The sequence below is a fragment of the Streptomyces sp. 2114.4 genome (assembly GCF_900187385.1).
Classification (GTDB): domain Bacteria; phylum Actinomycetota; class Actinomycetes; order Streptomycetales; family Streptomycetaceae; genus Streptomyces; species Streptomyces mooreae.
Window position 1 is genome coordinate 2,983,342 of sequence record NZ_FYEY01000001.1, and the last position, 23,551, is coordinate 3,006,892.

Here is a 23,551-nt window from a genome sequence, read left to right on the forward strand (position 1 = left end):
GTGTCGGCCGCAAAGACCAGCGGCCGCCCGGTCACGGTGGTGCCCCGGGCGCACGGCAGGGGCCTCGATGCCCCCGCGGGTTATCGCGCTGATCACGGTGCAAGGCTATCGCTCCCCACGCGGGTGCCGTCATGGGCCTTGTACGTACAAATCCTCGGCCCGAACTTAGACCTTCTGGACAACGGCGCGGCGGGGCGGAATGTGCGTGGCGTCCGTGCCGCCCTGCACCCCGGGACTGCGGAAACAGGCCCCCTGGGCGATCACTGGACGGCTATCTCGCCCGCCAGCTCGACCGCCTCTGCGAGCGTGTCCACCACCGGCACCCCGGCGGCCGCCAGGCTCCCCCGGCTGTGCGATCCGCCCGTGTAGAGCACCGCATGCGCACCCGCGTCCCGCGCGGCCACGGCATCGTCCACGGCGTCGCCGATCACCACCGTACGCGCCGGATCCACGCCCTCCATCGCCGCCAGATGCCGCACCATATGCGCGCTCTTGGTGCCCCCGGACGGCCCGGTCCTGCCTTCCACCAGCACGAACCGCGACTCGATCCCGAAGCCGCGCACGATCGGCAGCAGCTCGTCATGCCCGTACATGCTCAGGATCGACTGGCTGCGTCCGGCCGTCTGCCACCCCTCCAGAAGCATTTCCACGCCCTCGGCGAGCTCACATCCCACGCGGTGCGTGGCGTAGTGACGGTGGAACGCCTCGTCCATCACCAGCCACTCGGCGTCCGTCGGCAGGCGTCCCATCAGCCGCTCGTAGAACCGCGGAATGGGCACGCAGTACAGGTCCCGGTACGTCTCGAGGGTGATCGGCTCCAGCCCGATCTCCGCGAAGGCGGAGTTCGTCGCCCCGATGACGGCGTCGATGTCATGGAACAGGGTGCCGTTCCAGTCCCAGACGATGTGTGTCGCGCGCTTCCCCATGTGGTCCCCCACGTCGTTCCCCGTGCGTTTCCCCTGAAGAAAAAGTACCCGCCGCCACTGACAACGGCGCCGACTCCGCCGAGCCGGAGCCGCGGACCTGTGCCCTCAGCCGACCAGATGCGGGATCTCCTGCACCCCGAACCACATCAGGTCGTGGTCCTCCGCGCCGTCCACCGTGAACTGCGCATCGTCATCACCCTGGTCCGCCGCGCCCAGCGCCGCCGCGGCCGCCGCGATGTCCGCCTCCGCGTCCGCGGCATCCACATGCACCGCGGCGGCCTTCGACAACGGCACCGGCCCGGCGACCCGCACCTCGCCCAGCGACGACTGGTCGAGCCCCCGGTCCGGATCCGCCACGGCGGCGCCGTCCGCCACGTCCACGGCCACCACCACGCGCCGCCGCGCGAGGTCCGGGTGCCCGGCGAGCAGCCGCAGCGAGGCCTGCGCGGCGCGGTTCAGCGCGGCGTACTCCAGCTCCTCGATGTCGTCCGAGACGTACCACTCGCGCAGCGCGGGCGTGACGGCGTACGCATCCAAGGGGCCCGGGCCCAGTTCGCCGTTCTTGTGCGCCTCTGCGAGACCGGAAAGGGTCAGGGGGACATAGACGCGCATGGCAGCCGCTTCCGCTCGTTCGCTCGACTCCGAAGATTGTCCCGCCAGCATACGGGCGCGAGTCCCCCATCGTGCCGCCCCGGCACTCCCCGGGCCGCCCGCCCGGAACCCGGCTTCCACCCCGCTCCCGAGGCCTCGCCGCAGGCCCGCACCACGGACGGGTGAACTCGTCGCACCCGTCATCCCGGCCTCTTCGCGCCTTGCTGCCGCCCCGATCACGCCGATACGAAGTTCCCCACCAAGAAAGCTACCGCCCAGTAATTCACGGGCCCGGCACAGCGGGGGCGATCAGCAGCATGACCGGCACGAACGGCACCACGGCGCACACCACACCCACCACAGCCGCGGGCAGCGAGCACCCGGAGCGGCCCCGGACGCCCGCTCCGTCCACGCCGTCCGCTCCGCCCGCAGGCCCCACGCCTGCCGCGTCCGCCGGCACCACGCCCGCTCCCTCGGCCGACACCGCGCCCGTGCCCTCCACGGGCGACGCCGGCGGCCCTCGCGCCCGCCCCCGCCCCGCCGGGGCACCGGGAGCGGCCCCCACGGTCCCCCGGCCCCGCCGCTCCCCGGCCGACCACCGCACTCCGACCGACCGCCGCCCCCTCGGCCCCGCCGGGAGCGGCCCCGGCGCGCCCGGCCGGGGCACCGGTCCGAGGCACCGCGGCCCCGGCTCCGCAGGCCGCGGCCCCACCCGCGGCGGCCCGCGCCCCGGCCGCCCCGCCGCCCTGGCCGCGGCCGCGAGCCGGCGGACCGGCACTCCGGCCCCGGCCACGCCCGTGAACGCGGCCGGTGCCCCCCTGCCCACCGCCGGGGCACGGCGCCGGGCACACGAGAGCCGGCCGCATCACTGGTTCGCCCATCAGCTGGTGCTCGCACTCAGCGGGCAGCGCCCCGTCCACGCCCTGCTGGGGCATGCCCTGCCCGCCGCGTACGACCGGCTGGCGGAGCTCGCGCCGCAGGCGCCGCTGCGGCCGGTCACGGCGTCCGGCCGGCGCGGCGAGGCCCCCACCGTGCGCGACTGCGGCCTGTGCCGGCCGTGCCGCGGCGTCATCGAGGCCTTCGCCCGGATCGCGGCGGACGGACGGCTGCGGGCCCTGGCCTTCCGACTGGAGCTGGGCGCCGACTCCCGGTGGCGCTGCGCCGCCCTCGACATCGGCCCGTCCCCGGCCGTCAGCGGCCCGGCGTCCTGACCTGCCCGGCAGCGCGGCTGACGCCCCGCCCGGCAGCACGAGGGCGCCCCGGCCGTTCTCCGGCCGGGGCGCCCTCGTTCACACGGCTGAGGCATCAGCTGCCCGGGCCGCCTTCTCGCTCACTTCTTACGGCGACGCCCAGCGCTCTTCTGGGCCTTACGACGCTCGGCACGGGTCAGACCGTCCGACTCGGAACGGGCCGGCACCGCCTCCTCGTCGCTGATGAAGTCGCCTTCGACGACGCTGCCGTCACCGTCCACCTTGGGGGCGGAGAAGTGCAGCCGGTCCGGCCGCTGCGGCGCCTCCAGGCCCTTGGCGTGGATCTCCGGACGCCCGGCAGCCGCGGGCACCGCCTCCTGCTCGTCCAGCGAGGCCGGCTCCGCCGCCTCCTCCACCGGGACCTCCTCGACCTGCTGCTCGACCTGTACCTCCAGGTTGAACAGGTAGCCGACGGACTCCTCCTTGATGCCCTCCATCATCGCGGTGAACATGTCGAAGCCCTCGCGCTGGTACTCGACCAGCGGGTCCTTCTGGGCCATCGCCCGCAGGCCGATGCCCTCCTGGAGGTAGTCCATCTCGTAGAGGTGCTCACGCCACTTGCGGTCCAGGACGGACAGCACGACCCGGCGCTCCAGCTCCCGCATGATGTCCGAGCCCAGCTGCTCCTCGCGGGCGGCGTACTGCTCGTGGATGTCGTCCTTGATGGCGTCGCCGATGAACTCGGCGGTGAGGCCCGCGCGGTCGCCGGCCTCGTCCTCCAGCTCCTCGACCGTCACCTTGACCGGGTAGAGCTGCTTGAACGCGCCCCACAGGCGGTCCAGGTCCCACTCCTCGGCGAAGCCCTCGACCGTCTCCGCCTGGATGTAGGCGTCGATGGTGTCCTCCATGAAGTGCGTGATCTGCTCCTGCAGGTCCTCGCCCTCCAGGACGCGGCGGCGCTCGCCGTAGATGACCTCACGCTGGCGGTTCAGCACCTCGTCGTACTTCAGGACGTTCTTCCGCGTCTCGAAGTTCTGCTGCTCGACCTGCGACTGGGCGGAGGCGATCGCCCGCGTCACCATCTTGTTCTCGATCGGTACGTCGTCGGGGACGTTGGCCATCGCCATGACCCGCTCGACCATCTGCGCCTTGAACAGCCGCATCAGGTCGTCGCCCAGGGAGAGGTAGAACCGCGACTCGCCCGGGTCGCCCTGACGGCCGGAGCGACCGCGCAGCTGGTTGTCGATGCGCCGCGACTCGTGCCGCTCGGTGCCCAGGACGTAGAGCCCGCCGAGCTCCTTGACCTCCTCGAACTCCGCCTTGACCGCGGCCTCGGCGCGCTCCAGGGCGGCGGGCAGCGCGGCCGCCCACTCCTCGACGTGCTCGACCGGGTCCAGGCCGCGCTGGCGCAGCTCCGCCTCGGCCAGGTCGTCGGGGTTGCCGCCGAGCTTGATGTCCGTACCACGGCCGGCCATGTTCGTGGCGACCGTCACGGCGCCCTTGCGGCCGGCCTGCGCGATGATCGGCGCCTCACGGTCGTGCTGCTTGGCGTTCAGCACCTCATGGGCGACACCGCGCTTGTTGAGCTGCTGGGAGAGGTATTCGGACTTCTCGACCGAGGTGGTGCCGACCAGGATCGGCTGGCCCTTCCCGTGCTTCTCGACGATGTCCTCGACGACCGCGTCGAACTTCGCGGTCTCGGTGCGGTAGATCAGGTCCGCCTGGTCCATACGGACCATCGGGCGGTTCGTCGGGATCGGGACGACGCCGAGCTTGTAGATCTGGTGGAACTCGGCGGCCTCGGTCATGGCCGTACCGGTCATGCCGGAGAGCTTGTCGTAGAGGCGGAAGAAGTTCTGCAGGGTGATCGTGGCGAGGGTCTGGTTCTCGTCCTTGATCTCCACCCCTTCCTTCGCCTCGATGGCCTGGTGCATGCCCTCGTTGTAGCGGCGGCCGGCCAGGATACGGCCGGTGTGCTCGTCGACGATCATGACTTCGCCGTCGATGACGACGTAGTCCTTGTCGTTCTTGAAGAGCTCCTTGGCCTTGATCGCGTTGTTGAGGTAACCGACGAGCGGGGTGTTGACCGACTCGTACAGGTTGTCGATACCCAGCCAGTCCTCGACCTTGCTGACACCGGACTCGTGGATGCCGACGGTGCGCTTCTTCTCGTCGACGTCGTAGTCGCCGGTCTCCTCGATGCCGCGCTGCGGGTTGGCGGCCTCGCCCCGCTTCAGGCGGCGCACCAACTTGGCGAAGTCGCCGTACCACTTGGTGGCCGAGTCCGCCGGGCCGGAGATGATCAGCGGCGTACGGGCCTCGTCGACGAGGATCGAGTCGACCTCGTCGACCACCGCGAAGTTATGGCCCCGCTGGACGAGTTCGTCCTGCGACCAGGCCATGTTGTCACGCAGGTAGTCGAAGCCGAACTCGTTGTTCGTGCCGTAGGTGATGTCGCAGTTGTACTGCTCACGACGCTGGGCCGGGGTCATGTCGGCGAGGATGCAACCGACGGTCAGACCCAGGAACTTGTGGACCCGGCCCATCATCTCGGAGTCGCGCTCGGCCAGGTAGTCGTTCACCGTGATCAGGTGGACGCCCTTGCCGGACAGCGCATTGAGATACGTCGGGAGGGTACCGACCAGGGTCTTGCCCTCACCGGTCTTCATCTCGGCCACATACCCCAGGTGAAGGGCCGCGCCGCCCATCAACTGGACGTCGTAGTGCCGCTGGCCGAGCACGCGCTTGGCGGCCTCACGGACCGTGGCGAACGCCTCGGGCAGCAGGTCATCAAGGCTCTCGCCGTCGGCGTAGCGCTCTTTGTACTCATCCGTGAGCGCCCGCAGCTCAGCGTCGGAGAGCGCGGCGAAATCCTCCTCGATGGAGTTGACCTGGCCCGCGATGCGGTGCAGTTTGCGCAGGATCTTTCCTTCGCCTGCACGCATGATCTTCGTCAAGACGGACACTTGGGCTGGTCTCCTTGCCGGTCGGGCCTGCACGGTCGAGTGCGCGGGCGCGGCATTTTTCCAAGGGGGCAGGCCCCGCCGCAACGGCCATCGTAAAGGAGGACGCTGCCGGGCCGGGAGGTCCGCCGCAGCGAACCCCGCTGTCCCCTCCTCAGCGTGAACGCACGAGGCCGCGAGAAGGTGCCGGGCAGGTGCCGGGAATCGCCCGGAAAACCCTTCGCCACGCCGCGCGCCACTGTGCAGACTCACGCCATGAAGCCCGTCACCCTCGCCACCGAGCGCCTTGTGCTGCGTCCCTTCGAGCCCTCCGACGCGCCCGCGGTGCATGCCGCGTGCCAGGAGCCCGATATTCCACGCTGGACGAGTGTCCCGTCACCGTACGGCATCGAGGACGCGGAGCATTTCGTCGGCACGGTCGTCCCCGAGGGCTGGCGCGACGACACCACGTACGACTTCGCCGTCGTCTCCCGGGCGGACGGCTCCCTGGTGGGCGCGATGGGCCTGGTACGCCTCGACCGGCTGCACACCCCTGAACGGCAGGCCGAGCTGGGCTACTGGACCGCCAAGGAGCACCGCGGCCGCGGCTGCACCGTCGAGGCGGCCCGCGCCGTGGTGCGCTGGGGCTTCGACGACCTGGGGGTGGAGCGCCTGGAGTGGCACGCGGAGGCCGGAAACGAGGGGTCCCGGGCGGTGGCCCGCAAGCTCGGCTTCCATATGGAGGGCACACTGCGCGCCAAGACGGTACACGGCGGCACCCGCCGGGACGTCTGGATCGGCTCCCTGCTCCCGTCCGACCTGTCCGACCTGTCCGGGGAGTCCGGGGAGCCCGGGGAGTCCGGGGAGTCCGGGGAGTCCGGGGAGTCCGGGAAGCGCGCGCCGGCAGGCCGCACCGGCACCCGCCGCCCGGACACGACCCCGTATCTGCCCTACCCGGGCTGACGACCGGCGGCCGCTGTCCTGCCCCGGCCGGGCAGCGGCCGCGCGCACCGGTCCGGGCAGCCCACTGCGCCATGGCGGCCCCGCTCCGGCCCGGCGTGCGCACCCCTGCCAGCAGCGGCGATTCCCGCCCCCGGGGCCGTTGTCAGTGCCCGCCCCTACCCTGTGCCGCATGACCGCCGTGACGCAGCCACCGCCTCTGCCACAGCCTGTGACCGCCCTGTCCCGCGACGACGCCCGGCGCCTTGCGCTGCGGGCCCAGGGGCTGCTGGGCGCCCCGGACCGCCGGGCAGGGGTGCGCGGGGTGCTGCGGCATCTGGGCGCGGTGCAACTGGACACGATCTCGGTGCTGGCCCGCTCCCATGAGCTGGTGCCCTACGCCCGCCTCGGCGCCGTCGGCCGCCCCGCCGTCGAGGCCGCCTATTGGAGTGCGCCTCCTTCCGGCGCGTCCGTGGCACGGCCCCACAGCTTCGAGTACTGGTCGCACGCCGCCTGCATCCTGCCCATCGAGGAGTGGCCGCACTTCGCCTTCCGCCGTCGCGCCCTGCGCGCCAAGGGCCACCGCTGGCACGTCATGGAGGACCGCGAGCGCTCGTGCGCCGCCGTCCTGGACCGCCTGAAGGCCGACGGCCCGCTGACCACCTCGGAGCTGGGCGGCGGACGCAACGGCGGCGAGTGGTGGGACTGGTCCGAGACCAAGATCGCGGTGGAGTGGCTGCTGGACACCGGCGAGGTGGTCTGTACCGAGCGCCGCGCCTGGAAGCGCGTCTACGACCTCGCCGCGCGCGCCGTCCCGGACGCCCTGCTCCACGACGATCTCGACGACTCCACGTGCCTCCGCCGCCTGGTCGCCCAGGCCGGCGCCGCCATGGGAGTGGCCACGCGCGCCGATCTCGCGGACTACCACCGTCTGAAGGCCGAACAGGTCGATGCCGTGGTCGCCGACTCCGGTCTGGTCCCGGTCAAGGTGGAGGGCTGGGGAAAGCCCGCCTGGGCCGACCCCGCCGCGCTGGCCGATCCACCCCGCGGCCGGCACCGCACCACCCTGCTCTCGCCCTTCGACTCCCTGATCTGGGACCGGCCGCGCACGGAGCGGATCTTCGGCTTCACGCACCGGCTGGAGGCGTACGTCCCGCGCCCCCGGCGGATTCACGGCTATTTCGCGATGCCCCTGCTGGCGGGCGGCCGGCTGGTGGGCCGGGTGGACCCGGCGCGTGAGGGCACCACCCTCGTCGCCCGCCAGGTCTCGATGCAGGACGCCAAGGCCGTCGCCCCGATGGCCCGTGCCCTTCGGGAAGCCGCGACCTGGGTCGGCTGCGACGGGGTGCGCATCGAGCGCTGCGACGATCCGAAGCTGGCCACCGCACTGCGCGCGGAACTCACCCATACGGGCGACCAGTAGCACCGGCCGAGGGTTGCGGGGGCTCGACCGCCCCCGCTCACCCGGCGCGCCGAGGCCGCACTCACCAGACCGACGGCCACGACCGACCGCCCTTACCGACTCACCGGATCACCGGATCTCGAGGATCTTCTCCCGCATCGCGTACACCACCGCTTCCATCCGGGAGTGCAACTGCAGCTTCTCCAGGATGTTGCGGACGTGGTTCTTCACCGTGTTCTCGGAGATGAAGAGTTCCTTGGCGATGTCGCGGTTGTTCATGCCTGTGGCGACCAGCTTGAGGACCTCCAGCTCACGGTCGGTGAGCCGGGGCGCGGGCACCAGCCTGCGCTCGTCCGTACGCTGGATCATCGACTTGAACTCCGTCAGGAGCTTGGACGCCATCGACGGGCTGATCTGCGACTGGCCGTCGGCCACGGCGCGGATCGCGGTCGCCACCTCGTCGGTGGAGATCTCCTTGAGGAGGTAGCCGGTGGCGCCGGCCTTGATCGCGTCGTAGAGATCGGCCTCTTCGTCGCTGATCGTCAGCATGATGATCTTCGCGCTGGGGGCCACCTCCTTGAGGGAGGTGCACGCCTCGATCCCGCCGCGCCTGGGCATCCGGACATCCATCAGCACGATGTCCGGCAGCAGATCCGCGGCCTTGTCGACCGCCTCCGCACCGTCCCCCGCCTCGCCGACGACCTGGATGTCCTCCTCCTGGGCCAGCACGATCTCCAGACCCCGCCGGAAGAGTGCATGGTCGTCCACGACCAGGACCCGGATCGGCTCCTTGCGCGGCATGCTCACGGCCCGGCCGGCCTCGTCGTCACCGCCGGCACCGCCGTGGTCATCGTCCGCGGTGTCGCGCACGGGCCCGAAACTGTCCCCCATGGGTCCTCCCCGTCAACTACTCGGCCGCGAGGCCAGAGCTTGGAAATAAGGCTGGTTGACAACAGCCCCCTGCCGGCCCGATCGCTGCCATACGACCGCCTCCCCGGCACGTCGCCGTTACGTGTCCACATACTCCCTGGTCGGCACAAACACTATACGGCTTCAACTCTTGCCCCCTCCGGGCACGATGGTGCCCCCGGCGTGCGCCGGGGGCACCGAGTGAGTGGGGTTCAGCCACCCAGCGCGCCGCCTGCGCCGCCGGGCTCCTCCTCCCCGAACAAGTCGGGGTTCAGGTGAATGACTCCGTAGTCGTAGGCGTGCCGACGGTAGACGACACTCGGCAGCTTGGTGTCGGCGTCGACGAAGAGGTAGAAGTCGTGCCCGACCAACTCCATTTCGTTGAGCGCCTGGTCGAGCATCATCGGCGCGGCCGAATGAGTCTTCTCGCGGACGACCAGGGGTCCTTCACCCTGGACGTCGATACATCCCATCTTCGTGGTCGGTACCGTCTGGCCGGCCTCGGCGGCGGCCAGTTCGCCATTGGTGTTCAGGCTCGCGGCGTCCGGCACGCTGACGGCGACCTCACTCGCCGGGATGCGGCCGTTGCCGCGACGCGAGTAGCGCTTGTCGTGCTGCTTCCGCAGACGCGCCTCGAGCTTCGCGGTGGCCAGATCCAGTGCGGCGTACGCATCGGCCGCGGCGGCCTCGGCCCGGACCACCGGACCACGGGAGTGGAGCGTGATCTCCACCCGGTCGGAACGGTCCGCCTGCCGCGGGTTGGGCTCCTTGGACACCTCGACGTCCAGGCTGATCACCTTGGCGTCGAGCTTCTGGACTTTGTCCAGCTTCAGCTTCTCGGCCACGTGCTTACGGAACCGCTCGGGCACCTCTGTCTTGCGGCCCTTGACGACGATGTCCACGCAGAACTCCGTTCCCGGATCGCTCCGCTCATCAGGCGGAGCAATTCCTTCTTGCACCAGGCTCCGGTGGTTGCCGAAGCCTCGGACTTGGCGACTTTCACCTCCTCCTCCCCCGACGACCGGCTCTCCACTCCCCCGTTTTCAGGGTCGCCGCAAACGCCCCTGAACGCACTCATCACGACATTCGAGGCAAAACACTCGCCAAGTCCTCACAACCGAACATAGCTCTCCCGGACGGATGTCGGCACCCCCTCGGAGCCCTCGGCTCCATTTGGGTGACTTTTCCTCCTCGCCTATCTGTCACGTGGTAGGGGCCCCCTCACTTCACGCCCGGTGGTGAACGCACTGCGGGGTGCCGCCACGACCGCGGCTCCGGTCACCCGGCCGGCTGCCGCCCTGACCGCACGGGCCGCCTCGGCGAGGGTGGCCCCCGTCGTCACCAGATCGTCCACCAGCACCACTGGCCGCCCCGCCAGCAGCCTCGCGGCAGGGCCCGGCACCTCCAGTGCACCGGCGACATTCGCCAGCCGCTGGCGGGCGCTCAGTCCCGCCTGGTCGGACACCGCGCGACGCTGTCGCAGCACATCGAGCACCCGGGCCCCCACGCCCGCCCGCCGCAGCTCCCCGGCCGCCCTCAGCGCCATCCTGCGCACCGGATCATGACCCCGCCCGGCCACCGCCCTGCGGGCCGAGGGCACCGGCACCAGCAGCTGGGGGCCGGCCTCCACTCCCAGCCCTCGCACCGCCCCGGCCAGCACCGCCCCCAGCGGCCCGGCCAGCCGCAGCGCACCCCGCTCCTTGTGGGCCAGCAGCACCGCCCGCACCTCGTCGGCGTAGGGCGCCCCCGCCCACACCCGGGGCAGCCCCGCCGGGCCCGGCCACGGGCGCACCCGCTGCGCCCCGCGTCCGTCCCGCGCCAGCCCCCGGCGACAGTCCGCGCACAGTTCCGTACGCGGCCGGCCACACCCCGCGCAGTCGACCGGCAGCACCAGACCTGCCAGTTCGCGCCACACCCCCTGCATGACTCCACTGTCCCGCCGTCCCGGCCCGGCCACCACCCCTGTGGATAACCATGGCCACGGACCTGCCGCTCCGCGGGATCTGCGGGATCTGCGGCCTGCCGGTCCGCGGGGCCTGGGGCCGGGGGCCTGGGGCCTGGGGCCTGGGGCCTGGGGCTGGGCAGCCTGGGATCTTGCGGGATCAGCAGGCACCGGCCGGCGCGGCAGCCCGTATCGCCCGGCCACCCGTCACCGTTCACCGTTCACGATCACGGGTCGCACCCACCGGCCGCTGACGACCGCCCGCCGGGGCAGCTCACCACTCACCCGGGATAGACCGGCGCCGTCCCGTCCTTCGCCACGGTCTTCCAGTTCGCGTCCGGAGGCAGCCGCACAATGCCCTCCGTGGCATCGGCGATCAACGGCCGGGTCTCGTCCTCCGAGGCCGCCACCGCGATGACACCGTTGACGCCGGGCAGGGTCTGCGCGTTGGACGCCGAGCCGTCGGTCTCCATGAACTGCATCTGCTGCACGCCGCCGGACTCCCGCCCGACGACCACCAACCGGCTGCCGCCCGCCCAGGATGCGGCCACCACATCCTCCAACTGCGGTGCGATCGGCCGCAGTTCCTGCACCGAAAGTTCCGGATGCGCCGAACTCCCGTCGCGCTCGACCCGGCCCAACTGGAGTGTCGTACGGCCCTTGTCCTCCACCAGGACCGCGATCCGGATGCCGTCGGCGGCCACCTTGATCGCCTTGATCCGGCGGTCGCCGAGACCGGGCACCGCGACCTTTTCGGGGGCGCTCTTGCCCTCGCGCAGCCGCAGCAGCCGTGAACCGTGCGCATCCCGGTCCGCGATCCACAGATCGCCCAGACCGTCCCAGCTCGGCGCCGTCAGCCCCATATCGGGGTTCTTGGCCGAACCCGTACTGGTCAGCAGCGGATCACCGCGCTCGATGCCGTCCTCCATCGGCGCCACATACAGCGACCGGCCGTCGCCCGACACACCCGCCGCGGTGTCCTCGCCGCGCGAGATGGCGACCGAGCGCAACGGGGTCTTGCCGGTGCCGAATGGCCCGTGCACCGGCGTCGGTTCGGTCGCGGAGTCCGACATCCCGACGACCTTGTGGTCGGCGTCGATGAAGTACTCCTTGCCGGAGCGCCCGGTGCCCGGGGACGGGGCGAAGTCCTGCTCGGCCTGCTCCTGGGACAGTGAGCACAGCGAGTTGCCGCTGTTGTCCTGGAGCTCCACCTCGCTGATCTTCGAAGCCCGCGTCATGTCCTGGACGGTGAAGAAGAGCTGAGCCGCCATCTGCTTGCACTGGGTGGTGTCGGTGTTCACCGCGTCCTTGCTGAGCTTGACCCGCAGCGCATTGGAGTCGTCCAGCGCCAGGTCGTGCGCGGCCAGCCGGGTGCCCGTCGGGAAGGCCGAAGTCGTCACGTGGTTCAGCCAGTCGGTGGGCCCGGACAGCAGCGCCTCCACACTGGCCGTGATCGGCTTTATTCGCTGCCGCAGATAGACCGGGTCCGCGACGAGCACGTTCCGGTTCGCCTTCGGCTCCCCCGACTCGGAGTTGTAGGACGCGAAGTAGTACTTGTTGACGGAGCGATAGATGCGCTGGAAGTCCGACAGCCCGAGCACCAGCCCGTTGGGCAGCCGGTCGATCCGCCACTGCCCGTCCTCCTTGATGAGGTGGATCGTCTGGCGGTAGGGCTTCTCCTCAGGGGTGTAGGCGTGGCTGTCGTCCACCGCCGCCACCTGGCTGCCGGACAGGGTGACGGTGTAGCCGTTCGAGTCCTCCCGGTTGGGCAGCGCCTTCGGCTCGGGCTTCGGGCGCTCCTGGAGCACATTGGTGACCTGGAACGGCCGCCAGGTCCGCTTCGCGGATTTGGCCAGATACTGGGTGGCCGTACGGAAATCCGCCTCGTCACTGGTCGTGGCATCGAGAAAACTGCGGACGATGTTGGTCGGCTGGGCACCGTCCTGCGGGGGGACTCCGTAGACCCGCACCTGCGACTCGCCTTCGGAACGCGGCGACTGGTCGACCGAGGTGACGTCGCCGCTGTCGGGCATCGACGCACACCCGGCCAGCAGCGCCGCCGCACAGCCCAGCAGCAGGAATGTCCGCGCCGGCCCGGCTCCCCTGCGGGCGCGCGTACGGGGTCCGCCCCCCGCCCGGTGACCTCCGCGCTCAGTGTCCACGCAGCCCGCCTTCCCGATCCACGCCCCGTTCGGTTTCCTGCTCGTCCCGGCCCTCATCGACCGGCTCATCGGTGCGCGCACGCTCGCCGTGCGCCGCCTCGTCGCCCCCTGCGCCTTCGCTGTGCGGCACCACGCGGGCACCGCTGCCGGGCAGCGCCGTCGGGTCGGCCGCCGGCCAGGACACCTTCGCCCCCGGGGCGGGGACCGCGCTGTCGGCCGCTTGTGACGCGCGCGTCTGCACCGGGATCGTGGACGTCTTGTGCGCCGCCCCGGCCCGCGGCTGACCCGTTTCGTCCAGTCCGCGGTTGCGCCGCGAGTCCTCCGGCTCCAGGGGGATCGGGGACCCGCGCAGCGTCTCGCCGGCCGTACGGGGCAGCGTCAGCCGGAACTGCGAGCCGCCGCCCGGCTCGCCCCACGCCTGCAGCCAGCCGCCGTGCAGCCTGGCGTCCTCGACGGCGATGGACAGGCCCAGCCCCGTACCGCCGGTCGTACGGGCCCGCGCCGGGTCCGCCCGCCAGAAACGGTTGAAGACCCGGCTGGCCTCGCCGGGCTTGAGGCCGACACCGTAGTCACGCACCGCGACGGCCACCGCGCCACCGCTCGGGCTGCCCGCGGACGCCAGCCGCACCACCACCTCGCGGCCCTCACCGTGCTCGACGGCGTTGACGACGAGATTGCGCAGTATGCGCTCCACCCGGCGGGTGTCCGCCTCGGCGATCACCGGCTGCTCCGCGCCACGCACCACTATCCGGGTGCCCTTGCGCTCGGCGAGCGGTTCGGCGCCCTCGATGACGCGGTGCACCACATCGCGCAGATCGATCGGCTCGGCCTCCAGCGCGGCCGCCCCGGCATCGAACCGGCTGATCTCCAGCAGCTCCGCGAGCAGGGATTCGAAGCGGTCGAGCTGGCCGCGCAGCAGCTCGGCGGAGCGCGCGGTGGCGGGGTCGAACTCGTCCCGCACCTCATGGATGACATCGGCCGCCATCCGTACGGTCGTCAGCGGCGTGCGGAGCTCGTGCGAGACGTCGGAGACGAAGCGGCGCTGCATCCGCGACAGCTCCTCCAGCTGCTGGATCTTGACCTGGAGGTTCTGCGCCATCTTGTTGAAGGACTCGCCGAGCCGGGCGATGTCGTCCTCGCCGGTGACCTTCATCCGCTCCTGGAGGAGGCCGGCGGCCAGCCGCTCGGAGATCCCCGCGGCCATCCGTACGGGCGTGACGACCTGCCGCACCACCAGCCAGGCGATCGCGCCGAGCAGGATCACGACGAAGACCCCGGCCGTCGCCAGCGTCCCCGTCACCAGCTTGAGCGACTCCTCCTCCTGGCTGAACGGGAAGAGGTAGTAGAGCTGGTACTGGTTGCTGTTCACATCGTTGAGCCGCTTGCCGATGATCAGCGCCGGTACGCCGTCGTCCGACCCGATGCGCTTGATCTCGGTGTACTGGCGGAAGGTCCCGGATTTGGTCTCCAGCTTCCGCCGCAGCTCGGGGGGCACGCTCCGCTCGGGATCGACGTCGCCGGAGGCGCGCGGACCGCGGGTGCCAGGGCTGGAGTCACCGAACGGTTCGTCGGAATCGGAGCTGAGCGCCACTACGGAGAAGACGCCCTGCCCGCCGCTGGCGAGCTGTTCGACCAGGCCGGTCAGCCAGGTCGCGGAGTCCTGGGTGCCGCGGTTTCCGGTGCGTGCGGTGTCGTCGGGCCGGGTGTCGTCGGCACCGTCGGCCATCTTCTGGGCGACGCTGAAACCGCCCACGGCCTGACTCTGCGCGGCCTGCGCCTTGGCCGTGAGCAGGCCGTTACGGACCTGGCCGACGACCACGACGCCGAGCAGCAGCACCACGGCCAGCGACATCAGGAGCGTGGTCGCCACCACCCGCAGCTGGATATTGCGCCGCCACAGCCGCAGGGCGGGCAGCAGCGGCCGCCGCACCCAGCGGCTGAAGAGCCGGAGCAGAGGGTGGACCGGCCCGCTCACCGCGCCGTCGGGCAGCAGCTGCCCCCCGCGCAGCAGCCAGGCGGACACCTTCCCCGAAAAGGACATATCACCCGCCGGGTCGACGGCGCGCCCCCGCTTTCCCTCCGGGGCCGAACCGTCCCGGGTCATCTCAGCTGGGCCCGGCCTTGTAGCCGACCCCGCGCACGGTCACCACGATCTCCGGCCGCTCCGGGTCCTTCTCGACCTTGGAGCGCAGCCGCTGCACATGGACATTGACCAGCCGGGTATCGGCGGCATGCCGATAGCCCCAGACCTGCTCGAGCAGCACCTCGCGCGTGAACACCTGCCACGGCTTGCGCGCCAGCGCCACCAGCAGATCGAACTCCAGCGGGGTCAGTGCGATCGACTGCCCCTCCCGCTTCACCGAGTGGCCCGCCACATCGATGACCAGGTCACCGATCGCCAGCTGCTCGGGCGTCGGCTCCTCCGAACGCCGCAGCCGCGCCCGGATACGGGCCACCAGCTCCTTGGGCTTGAACGGCTTGACGATGTAGTCGTCCGCGCCCGACTCGAGCCCGACCACCACATCCACCGTGTCGCTCTTGGCGGTCAGCATGACGATCGGCACTCCGGACTCGGCCCGGATCAGCCGGCACACCTCGATACCGTCCCGTCCGGGCAGCATCAGGTCGAGCAGCACAAGATCGGGCTTGGTCTCGCGGAAGGCCGCAAGGGCCTTGTCACCGTCCGACACGAACGACGGTTCAAAACCTTCGCCGCGCAGCACGATGCCGAGCATCTCTGCCAGTGCGGTGTCGTCGTCGACGACCAGGACGCGTCCCTTCATTCGGCCATCATCCCATTACCTGATCGTGACTTACTCCATCGTGACGTGGAACACACCTCTGCCAGCCCGTTCCGGGTCACCGGCGACACCACTCCGGCCTCCGTGACGATCGCCGTCACCAGGTCCGCCGGAGTGACGTCGAAGGCCGGGTTGTAGGCCTGTGCGCCCAGCGGCGCCACCTGTATGCCGGTGCCCGCCTCCACTCCGGGCCCCTGTGCGTACGGCAACGAGAACTCCGTCACTTCCTGGCCCGGCCGCTGCTCCACCTCGATGTCCGACCCCTCCTCGGTCTCCAGATCCACCGTGCTGGTCGGGGCCACCACCACGAACGGAACGTGGTGGTACCGCGCCAGCACCGCCAGGGGATAGCTACCGATCTTGTTGGCGACCGAACCGTCCGCCGCGATCCGGTCCGCGCCGATCAGCACCGCATCCACCTCGCCCCCGGCGAACAGCGACCCTGCCGCGCCGTCCGGGAGCACCGTGTAGGCCATACCCGTGCGCGCGGCCTCGTAGGCGGTCAGCCGCGCCCCCTGCAGCAGCGGCCGCGTCTCGTCCACCCACAGCCGGCGCAGCTCCCCGGCACGGTGCGCCGCCAGCGCCACCGCCAGGGCGGTGCCCTCGCCCCCGGAGACCAGCGCACCCGCATTGCAGTGCGTGAGAATCCGGTGGCCGCCGCCCGGCAGCAGCTCGCCCAGCAGCGCCAGCCCGTGCTCCGCCATCCGGGCGCTGGCCTCGATGTCCTCGGCATGCACGGCCCGCGCCTCGGCCAGTGCCGCAGCCGCCTGGGCATCGGCCCCGCCGGCCGCCGCGGCGCGGTATGCGGCAGCCGCCCGGCACACGCCGTAGCCCAGGTTGACCGCGGTCGGCCGGGCCTGCGCCAGCGCCTCCACCGCTTCCTCCACGTCAAAGCCCCGCGCCGCGGCCAGCGCGACGCCATAGGCACCCGCGATGCCCAGCAGCGGTGCCCCGCGCACGGCGAGCGTCCGGATCGCCTCCACCAGCGCGGGAACGTCCGTGCAGACCCGCTCGACCTCCTCCGCCGGCAGCCGGGTCTGATCGAGGAGGACCACCACGGGCCCCTCAGGCAGCTCCTCCCAACGCAACGACGGAATGGTGAGCGCGCTCGCGCCCGCGTCGGATACCTCGTACTGATCGCCCATTCGCTCAGTCTGCCGCCGATCGCCCCTCGAACAGAAGGTCCCCTCTCGCTCCGGGCACCGGTACACAACGCCGACGGCCATGACACGATGACTGCCACCGCGGACCCCGCACCCCCGCCGCCCCGGCGGCCGGGCAGCAAGAAGGAGCGACGATGAACAACTCTCCGGGCTGGGCCTCGCCCGGATCCACTCCCTCCGACGAGCCGGGCCGCGGCACTCAGGAGCAGCCCCCTCAGGAAGCACAGCCCCCGCAGGAAGACCGGCCCCCGCAGGAAGACCGGCCCGGCCCCGGCGAACAGTCGCCCCCGCCGAACTGGTCCAAGGAACAGCCCCCCGCCGGCCGCTGGTCGGCCCCCGCCGGCATCCCGGGCCAGAGCGGCTCGCAGGAGAGTGGTAGCCGGGCCAGCGGAGAGCGCTCCCGTGCCTCGTCGCACGGCCCGGGAGACCCCGGTTGGGGCGGCAGCCCCGGCCACTGGGGCAACCATCCCGGCAGTCAGCCCCCTTGGGGCGGCGCCTGGGCACCCGTGCCGCACGCCGCCAAGCCCGGCATCATTCCGCTGCGCCCGCTCGCCGTCGGCGAGATCCTCGACGGTGCGGTCGCCACCATGCGCGCCCACTGGCGCACGGTCCTCGGCATCTCGCTGATCGTCGCGGTCGTCGCACAGACCGCCATCACCGTGGTCAACGGCCTCTGGTTCCAGGGCTCCGGCCGCGCGCCTTCTCTGGCGAACGACAACGTCCCGCCCCTGCGCGAAGCCCTGCAGCAGACGGGCACCGCGCTCGCCGCCAGCGGCATCACCGCGGCGATCGGGCTGCTCGCCACCATCGTCGTCACGGGGCTCCTGACCATGGTCGTGAGCCGTGCCGTCCTGGGCCGCTCGGCGACCGCCGGGGAAGCCTGGCGCGATGCGCGCACCCAACTTCCGCGCCTGCTCGGCCTGCTCGTCCTGCTGCCCCTGCTCATCACGGCGATATGCGCGGTCGGCGTGGCCCCGGGCCTCATCCTCACCGCCACCGGCGCCCTGGAAGCCGGGCTGCTCCTCACCCTGCTCGGCGGGCTGGCCGCCGGCATCGTGAGCATCTGGCTGGGGGTCCGCTACAGCCTCGCCTCCCCCGCCCTGATGCTGGAGAAGCAGGGCGTCATCAGCGCCATGCGCCGCTCCGCGAAGCTCGTACGGGGCACCTGGTGGCGGGTGCTGGGGGTGCAGCTCCTCGCCTACCTCCTGGTGGGCATCGTCGAGTTCATCATCCAGATCCCGGCCACCATCGTTGCCTTCGTCGTCGGCGGCGAGAGCCTCGTGGACTGGGCGAACGGCACCAGCAACACCACCAGCTGGCCCTTCCTGATCGTGCTGGGCATCGGAGCCGTCATCAGCTCCACCATCACCTTCCCGATCACCGCCGGCGTCACCGCGCTCCTGTACATGGACCAGCGCATCCGCCGCGAGGCACTCGACCTCGAACTCGCCCGCGCCGCGGGCCTCCCCGGCTACGGCACCGACGCTCCCCGCCCCCACCCGGCCGCGCCCGCTCCCGCCGCCACGAGCACGACCGCCGACAACGCACCGGCAACTGCCGCACCGGCCTGGGCCGACACCCCTGCGGACGGGGTGAAGACGGACAGCTCCACGGCGAACTCCCCCCATACGGAAGGCCCCCACGCGGAAGGCGCCCCGGAGGAAAGCACCGACGCGCACGGCCCCGAGGCGGACACCGCGACCACCGGCGGCGCCACTCCCCCGGCCGCCCCGGCCACGGACACCACCACACCCGCCGACGGTCCCGCCCCCCGCTCCGACGACGCCGCGCCGGGAAGCTGATGCGGTGACCAGAGGGGGGAACATGGCCGCGCTGGGACGACTCATGGCGCGCTCCGACGACGACATACCGGTGCGGACTTCACGCGTCCCCGCTCGCGAGGCGGCCGAACGCGAACTGTCCGACCCGCGGTACCACCAGCACGACCCCAACCCGATCCAGCAGGCCCTCGACTGGCTCTGGGCACGCATCAACGAACTCGCCAACGCGGCCGCCGGCACCACCCCGGGCGGCTGGATCGGGCTCCTCGCCATCGCCGCCTGCGTCGTTCTGCTGCTCATCGCCCTCCGGCTGCGTCTCGGTGCGGTGCGCCGCACTCCGACCACGAGCGGCGCACTCTTCGCCGAAGCGCCCCGCACTGCCGCCGAACATCGCTCCGCAGCTGACCGGCACGCCGCCGAAGGCCACTGGAACCAAGCCATCCAGGACCGGATGCGCGCCCTCGTCCTCGCCCTGGAAGAGCGCACTCTGCTCACGCCCGGCCCGGGCCGCACCGCTGACGAGGCCGCCACCGAAGCAGGCCGCGCATTTCCCGAGTACGCCGACCAACTCCGCACCGCGGCCCGGACCTTCGATGACGTCACATACGGCGGCCGCCCCGGCACGGAAGCGGCATACACCCTCCTGGCCGGCCTCGACACCGCTCTGCAGCACGCCAAGCCCGCCCTGGCCACCACCCCGACCAGGAGCAGCGGATGACCACGGCCGCCACCGGCGCCCCCGCGCCAACTCCCACCGCGCGTAGTCTGTGGACCCGGTTCCGCGGCCCGTTGCTGGCCCTTCTTCTGCTCGTCGTCAGCGGTGTGGTCCTCGGGGCCCTGCAGTCCGGCGAGCAGCACGGACGGCTCGACCCGCGCTCCGCCGACCGGACCGGGAGCCGGGCCCTGTCCCGACTCCTGGCCGCCCACGGCGTCTCCACCCAGGTCGTGACCAGTTCCGAGGAGGCAGCTGCCGCCGCCGGCCCCGGCACCACGCTGCTCGTCACCGACCCCGATTTGCTGACACCAGATCAGCTGACGGGCCTGCACACCGCCACCGCGCACACTCCCGGTCGCACCGTCCTGCTCGCCCCGCGAATGCCAGCACTCGAAACCTTCGCCCCTGGCGTCCAGATGGAGCGCCCGGCCCCCACCTCGGTACGCCGGCCTTCCTGTTCCCTGCCGGATGCCCGCCGTGCGGGCAGCGCCCTCCTCGGCGGCCTCCGCTACGCCACCGCCGTCGACGGAGCCGATCGCTGCTACCCCGGCGCCGGCGCACCTACCCTGCTGCGCCTTCCGGCCCCGGACAACGGCCGCGACACCGTGCTCCTCGGCTCCGCCGACCTCCTCTACAACCACCATCTCGCCGAACACGGCAACGCCTCGCTGGCCCTTCAACTCCTCGGTACGCACAAGCATCTGGTCTGGTACCTCCCCTCCGTGAGCGACCCGTCATCCGCCCAGGACGACCAGCGCGGTTTCCTCGACCTCATCCCTTCCGGCTGGCGCTGGGCCCTGCTCCAGCTCGCCTTCGCCGCCGTCTTGGCGGCCCTGTGGCGCGCCCGCCGACTCGGCCCCTTGGTTGCGGAACGACTCCCCGTCACCGTCCCGGCCGCCGAGACCACCGAGGGCCACGCCCGCCTTTACGAACAGGCCCATGCCCGCGACCGGGCCGCTGACGTGCTGCGCTCCGCAACCCGCACCCGGCTCGCCCCTCTCATCGGAGTGTCGTCGGCTCACGCCCATACTGCCGACGTCCTCCTGCCCGCGCTCCACGCCCACTTGGCCTCCGCCCCCGGCACCGAAGCAGGACTCCACGCCCTGCTCTTCGGCCCGGCTCCCGCGGACGACAGAGCCTTGGTGCACCTGGCCGACCAACTCGACGCACTCGAATCCTCGATCGTTTCCCAAGAGAGGCACGCCCCTCGTGAGCACCCCGACCGCTGACAGCGCCCGAACCTCCCTGGAGGACCTGCGCACTGAGATAGCCAAGGCCGTCGTAGGCCAGGACCCCGCCGTCACCGGGCTGGTCGTCGCCCTGCTCTGCCGCGGTCATGTGCTCCTCGAAGGCGCCCCCGGCGTCGCCAAGACCCTGCTCGTACGCGCACTCTCAGCCGCTCTCGAACTCGACACCAAACGCGTCCAGTTCACCCCCGACCTGATGCCGAGCGATGTCACCGGCTCACTGGTCTACGACGCCCGCAGCTCCGAGTTCTCCTTCCAGCCAGGCCCCGTCTTCACCAATCTCCTGCTCGCCGACGAGATCAACCGCACGCCTCCCAAGACCCAGGCGTCCCTGCTCGAAGCGATGGAAGAGCGGCAGGTGACCGTCGACGGCACAGCCCGTCCCCTCCCCGAGCCGTTCCTGGTGGCGGCCACGCAGAACCCCGTGGAATACGAGGGCACCTATCCGCTCCCCGAAGCTCAGCTCGACCGCTTCCTGCTGAAACTGACGGTGCCGCTCCCCGCCCGCCACGACGAGATAGATATCCTCACCCGGCACGCGGCCGGCTTCAGCCCCCGCGACCTCGGCGCCGCAGGACTGCGCCCCGTCGCCTCCACCGCCGACCTCGACGCTGCCCGGGCCGCGGTCGCCAAGACCGCCGTCTCCCCCGAAGTCACCGCTTATATCGTCGATATCTGCCGTGCCACCCGAGACACCCCCTCGCTCTCTCTCGGCGTCTCCCCCCGAGGCGCCACCGCCCTGCTCTCCACATCACGAGCCTGGGCCTGGCTCACCGGCCGCGACTATGTCACCCCTGACGACGTCAAGGCCCTTGCTCTTCCCACGCTCCGACACCGCGTCCACCTCCGCCCCGAAGCGGAGATGGAAGGAGTCACCGCGGACTCCGTGATCAACGCCGTTCTCGCTCATCTCCCCGTCCCCCGCTGAGACGACACCGTGGCCCTTACCGGACGCACCGCCCTCATCTCCGCACTCGGAGCACTCTTCGTCGGCTTCGTACTGCCCAGCTGGCTCGGCGTCCTCCTCGTCCAACTCACCTTGCTGCTAGCAATTTTGTGCGATCTCCTGCTCGCCGCGCCAGTGCGAAGGCTGCATATCACCCGAACCGGTGACACAACAGTTCGACTATCAGGCGAAGCGTCCTCGCATCTCACCGTCACCAACCCGAGCCGCCGCACCCTGCGCGCCACGATCCGCGACGCCTGGCCCCCGAGCTCCTTCCACCCCGATGCGGACACCGACGAGTCCCGCCACACCCTCCGCATCCCCGCCGCCGAACGCCGCCGCCTCACCACGACGCTCCGCCCCACCCGCCGCGGCGACCATCAGGCGGTCCGCGTCACGGTCCGCTCCTACGGCCCGCTCGGCCTGGCCGCCCGCCAGGGAAGCCGGCATGTCCCCTGGACGCTGCGCGTCCTGCCCCCCTTCACCAGCCGTAAGCATCTCCCCGCCAAACTCGCCCGGCTCCGCGAACTCGACGGCCGCACCAGCATCCTCACCCGCGGCGAAGGAACCGAGTTCGACAGCCTCCGCGACTACACCCCCGGCGACGACACCCGCTCCATCGACTGGCGCGCCACCGCCCGTCGGCACACCCTCGCAGTCCGCACCTGGCGCCCCGAGCGCGACCGACGCATCCTGCTCGTCCTGGAGACCGGCCGTACCTCCGCGGGCCGAGTCGGCGACATTCCCCGCCTCGACGCTTCCATGGACGCCGCCCTCCTGCTCGGCGCCCTCGCCGCACGCGCCGGGGACCGCGTGGACCTGCTCGCCTATGACCGCCGCATTCGTGCCTCCGTACAAGGCCGCACGGCACGCGACCTCCTCCCGGCCTTGACCGACGCCCTGGCGCCCCTCGAATCCGAACTGGTCGAGGCAGATGCCCGCGGCCTGGCCGCCGCCATCCACCGCCGCACCCCGCGACGGTCCCTCATCGTGCTCTTCACCGGCCTGGACGCAGCCCCCGTGGAGGAAGCCCTCCTGCCCGTCCTCCCTGGCCTTACCCAACGCAATGAACTCATCGTCGCCGCCGTGGCCGACCCCCGCATCGAGGAAATGGCAACCGGCCGTCACACCCCGCAGGCCGTCTACGAAGCCGCCGCAGCAGAACAAGCCCACGCCGCCCGTCGCCGCACCGCTGACCGCCTCCGCCACCACGGCATCACGGTCATCGACTCCACCCCGGCCCGCCTGGCCCCCGACCTGGCCGACGCCTACCTCACCCTCAAATCCACCGGCCGCCTGTAAGTGCCGGCTGGCGCCGGCCCTCCGGAATGCAAGCTCCGGACAGAGGCCTGCAAGCACCACGAAATACGTGGCGTGGCTACGCAGCACATTGGCTACCCCACAGCCCCACGGGGGGAGCGACAGCATGGCCAGGTAGACCTGCTCCTTCCTCTCAGCAGCACAACCCCGCCACGAGGGCGCTCAAGAACGCCGACAAGCAAGCTGAAGAACACCGGCAGAGAGCCGAGACCAGCTGCCTCAGCTCTCTCGTGCGCGGATCTCGCAATCCCCCTCCCCTGACCACACCCGTAAGCTCGACACTCCATCGCCCCACGCAAAAATGCCCCGCCCCCGGAGCCAGGTCCGGAAGCGAGGCATTCCACCAACGCAAAAAAGCTCCGGTCCCTGAACCACGAAGGTTCAGGGACCGGAGCTGAAAAATTGTTCGGCGGCGTCCTACTCTCCCACAGGGTCCCCCCTGCAGTACCATCGGCGCTGAAAGGCTTAGCTTCCGGGTTCGGAATGTAACCGGGCGTTTCCCTAACGCAATGACCACCGAAACACTATGAAGATATCAACCCGGACATGACACAGGTCGTTACTTCAGAACCTAC

18 protein-coding genes and 1 rRNA gene are annotated in these 23,551 nt (G+C 71.2%); 8 read left to right on the forward strand and 11 right to left on the reverse strand.

Translation table 11 applies throughout. The features are described from left to right. Positions 1-260: 260 nt before the first annotated feature. Positions 261-926 carry an HAD family hydrolase gene (locus CFW40_RS12900; protein WP_088797923.1) on the reverse strand — a complete coding sequence of 222 codons (666 nt, stop codon included), beginning with the start codon at positions 924-926 and terminating at the stop codon, positions 261-263. Positions 927-1,031: 105 nt separating this feature from the next. Further along, a complete protein-coding gene (locus CFW40_RS12905) occupies positions 1,032-1,538 on the reverse strand; it encodes a hypothetical protein (RefSeq protein ID WP_088797924.1) in 507 nt (168 codons plus the stop codon). 296 nt (positions 1,539-1,834) lie between these two features. On the opposite strand from CFW40_RS12905, the gene CFW40_RS36630 reads away from it, so the two are divergent. After that, positions 1,835-2,728, forward strand: a complete 894-nt coding sequence (locus CFW40_RS36630; protein ID WP_119098143.1) for an Rv3235 family protein — start codon at positions 1,835-1,837, stop codon at positions 2,726-2,728. A 119-nt stretch (positions 2,729-2,847) separates the two neighbouring features. Here CFW40_RS36630 and secA read toward each other — a convergent pair whose 3' ends face one another. Beyond that, positions 2,848-5,673 carry a preprotein translocase subunit SecA gene (secA, locus tag CFW40_RS12920; protein WP_088797926.1) on the reverse strand — a complete coding sequence of 942 codons (2,826 nt, stop codon included), beginning with the start codon at positions 5,671-5,673 and terminating at the stop codon, positions 2,848-2,850. Between the two features lie 252 nt (positions 5,674-5,925). Between secA and CFW40_RS12925 the strand changes: the two genes are divergently transcribed. Both CFW40_RS12925 and CFW40_RS12930 read left to right on the forward strand, forming a co-directional pair. Continuing rightward, positions 5,926-6,612 carry a GNAT family N-acetyltransferase gene (locus CFW40_RS12925; protein ID WP_088797927.1) on the forward strand — a complete coding sequence of 229 codons (687 nt, stop codon included), beginning with the start codon at positions 5,926-5,928 and terminating at the stop codon, positions 6,610-6,612. Between the two features lie 169 nt (positions 6,613-6,781). Further along, positions 6,782-8,011: a winged helix-turn-helix domain-containing protein gene (locus CFW40_RS12930; RefSeq protein ID WP_088797928.1), complete on the forward strand. Its 1,230-nt coding sequence runs from the start codon at positions 6,782-6,784 to the stop codon at positions 8,009-8,011. Between the two features lie 108 nt (positions 8,012-8,119). Here the strand turns inward: CFW40_RS12930 and CFW40_RS12935 are convergent, their stop codons facing one another. The 7 genes from CFW40_RS12935 to mtnA all read right to left on the reverse strand — a co-directional run bounded on the left by CFW40_RS12935 (position 8,120) and on the right by mtnA (position 16,949). Next, the gene (locus CFW40_RS12935) at positions 8,120-8,881 is read right to left on the reverse strand and encodes a response regulator transcription factor (protein ID WP_088797929.1); all 762 of its coding nucleotides are present in this window, start codon (positions 8,879-8,881) and stop codon (positions 8,120-8,122) included. Positions 8,882-9,111: 230 nt separating this feature from the next. Then, entirely contained in the window at positions 9,112-9,801 is a 690-nt protein-coding gene (gene hpf, locus CFW40_RS12940) for a ribosome hibernation-promoting factor, HPF/YfiA family (RefSeq protein ID WP_088797930.1), read from the reverse strand. Between the two features lie 293 nt (positions 9,802-10,094). Beyond that, positions 10,095-10,823, reverse strand: coding sequence for a ComF family protein (locus tag CFW40_RS12950; protein WP_088797932.1), 729 nt, complete (start codon positions 10,821-10,823; stop codon positions 10,095-10,097). 299 nt (positions 10,824-11,122) lie between these two features. After that, a complete protein-coding gene (locus CFW40_RS12955) occupies positions 11,123-13,003 on the reverse strand; it encodes an LpqB family beta-propeller domain-containing protein (protein ID WP_256331489.1) in 1,881 nt (626 codons plus the stop codon). After that, entirely contained in the window at positions 12,993-15,044 is a 2,052-nt protein-coding gene (gene mtrB / locus CFW40_RS12960; RefSeq protein ID WP_256331488.1) for an MtrAB system histidine kinase MtrB, read from the reverse strand. The genes CFW40_RS12955 and mtrB overlap by 11 nt, the downstream gene beginning before the upstream one ends. A gap of 64 nt (positions 15,045-15,108) precedes the next feature. Beyond that, positions 15,109-15,786, reverse strand: a complete 678-nt coding sequence (mtrA, locus tag CFW40_RS12965; RefSeq protein ID WP_088797934.1) for a two-component system response regulator MtrA — start codon at positions 15,784-15,786, stop codon at positions 15,109-15,111. Then, the gene (gene mtnA, locus CFW40_RS12970) at positions 15,783-16,949 is read right to left on the reverse strand and encodes an S-methyl-5-thioribose-1-phosphate isomerase (RefSeq protein WP_088797935.1); all 1,167 of its coding nucleotides are present in this window, start codon (positions 16,947-16,949) and stop codon (positions 15,783-15,785) included. Before mtnA ends, mtrA begins: the two co-directional genes overlap by 4 nt. A 152-nt stretch (positions 16,950-17,101) precedes the next feature. On the opposite strand from mtnA, the gene CFW40_RS12975 reads away from it, so the two are divergent. From CFW40_RS12975 to CFW40_RS12995, 5 genes are read left to right on the forward strand one after another with little or no spacing between them, the layout of a single operon-like run. Further along, positions 17,102-18,769, forward strand: a complete 1,668-nt coding sequence (locus tag CFW40_RS12975) for a hypothetical protein (protein WP_088797936.1) — start codon at positions 17,102-17,104, stop codon at positions 18,767-18,769. Between the two features lie 4 nt (positions 18,770-18,773). Further along, on the forward strand, positions 18,774-19,466 hold the full coding sequence (locus CFW40_RS12980) for a DUF4129 domain-containing protein (protein ID WP_256332111.1): 693 nt from the start codon (positions 18,774-18,776) through the stop codon (positions 19,464-19,466). After that, complete coding sequence (locus CFW40_RS12985; protein WP_088797938.1) at positions 19,463-20,692, forward strand: DUF4350 domain-containing protein; 1,230 nt, start codon at positions 19,463-19,465, stop codon at positions 20,690-20,692. Before CFW40_RS12980 ends, CFW40_RS12985 begins: the two co-directional genes overlap by 4 nt. After that, positions 20,673-21,638 (forward strand): MoxR family ATPase, encoded by a 966-nt coding sequence (locus CFW40_RS12990; protein WP_088797939.1) that lies wholly within the window; start codon positions 20,673-20,675, stop codon positions 21,636-21,638. Before CFW40_RS12985 ends, CFW40_RS12990 begins: the two co-directional genes overlap by 20 nt. A gap of 9 nt (positions 21,639-21,647) precedes the next feature. Next, entirely contained in the window at positions 21,648-22,958 is a 1,311-nt protein-coding gene (locus CFW40_RS12995; RefSeq protein WP_088797940.1) for a DUF58 domain-containing protein, read from the forward strand. A 422-nt stretch (positions 22,959-23,380) separates the two neighbouring features. On the opposite strand, the gene rrf is transcribed toward CFW40_RS12995, so the two are convergent. Further along, positions 23,381-23,497 (reverse strand): 5S ribosomal RNA (gene rrf, locus CFW40_RS13000). Between the last annotated feature and the right edge of the window lie 54 nt (positions 23,498-23,551).

What these genes read in the sequence shown, in the direction of transcription:
- CFW40_RS36630 (WP_119098143.1), top strand. Translation starts at nt 1,835, where the DNA reads ATGACCGGCACGAACGGCACCACGGCGCACACCACACCCACCACAGCC.
- CFW40_RS12935 (WP_088797929.1), bottom strand. Translation starts at nt 8,881, where the DNA reads ATGGGGGACAGTTTCGGGCCCGTGCGCGACACCGCGGACGATGACCAC.
- CFW40_RS12975 (WP_088797936.1), top strand. Translation starts at nt 17,102, where the DNA reads ATGAACAACTCTCCGGGCTGGGCCTCGCCCGGATCCACTCCCTCCGAC.
- CFW40_RS12950 (WP_088797932.1), bottom strand. Translation starts at nt 10,823, where the DNA reads ATGCAGGGGGTGTGGCGCGAACTGGCAGGTCTGGTGCTGCCGGTCGAC.
- CFW40_RS12905 (WP_088797924.1), bottom strand. Translation starts at nt 1,538, where the DNA reads ATGCGCGTCTATGTCCCCCTGACCCTTTCCGGTCTCGCAGAGGCGCAC.
- CFW40_RS12930 (WP_088797928.1), top strand. Translation starts at nt 6,782, where the DNA reads ATGACCGCCGTGACGCAGCCACCGCCTCTGCCACAGCCTGTGACCGCC.
- CFW40_RS12900 (WP_088797923.1), bottom strand. Translation starts at nt 926, where the DNA reads ATGGGGAAGCGCGCGACACACATCGTCTGGGACTGGAACGGCACCCTG.
- mtrA (WP_088797934.1), bottom strand. Translation starts at nt 15,786, where the DNA reads ATGAAGGGACGCGTCCTGGTCGTCGACGACGACACCGCACTGGCAGAG.
- CFW40_RS12985 (WP_088797938.1), top strand. Translation starts at nt 19,463, where the DNA reads ATGACCACGGCCGCCACCGGCGCCCCCGCGCCAACTCCCACCGCGCGT.
- CFW40_RS12925 (WP_088797927.1), top strand. Translation starts at nt 5,926, where the DNA reads ATGAAGCCCGTCACCCTCGCCACCGAGCGCCTTGTGCTGCGTCCCTTC.
- mtrB (WP_256331488.1), bottom strand. Translation starts at nt 15,044, where the DNA reads ATGTCCTTTTCGGGGAAGGTGTCCGCCTGGCTGCTGCGCGGGGGGCAG.
- mtnA (WP_088797935.1), bottom strand. Translation starts at nt 16,949, where the DNA reads ATGGGCGATCAGTACGAGGTATCCGACGCGGGCGCGAGCGCGCTCACC.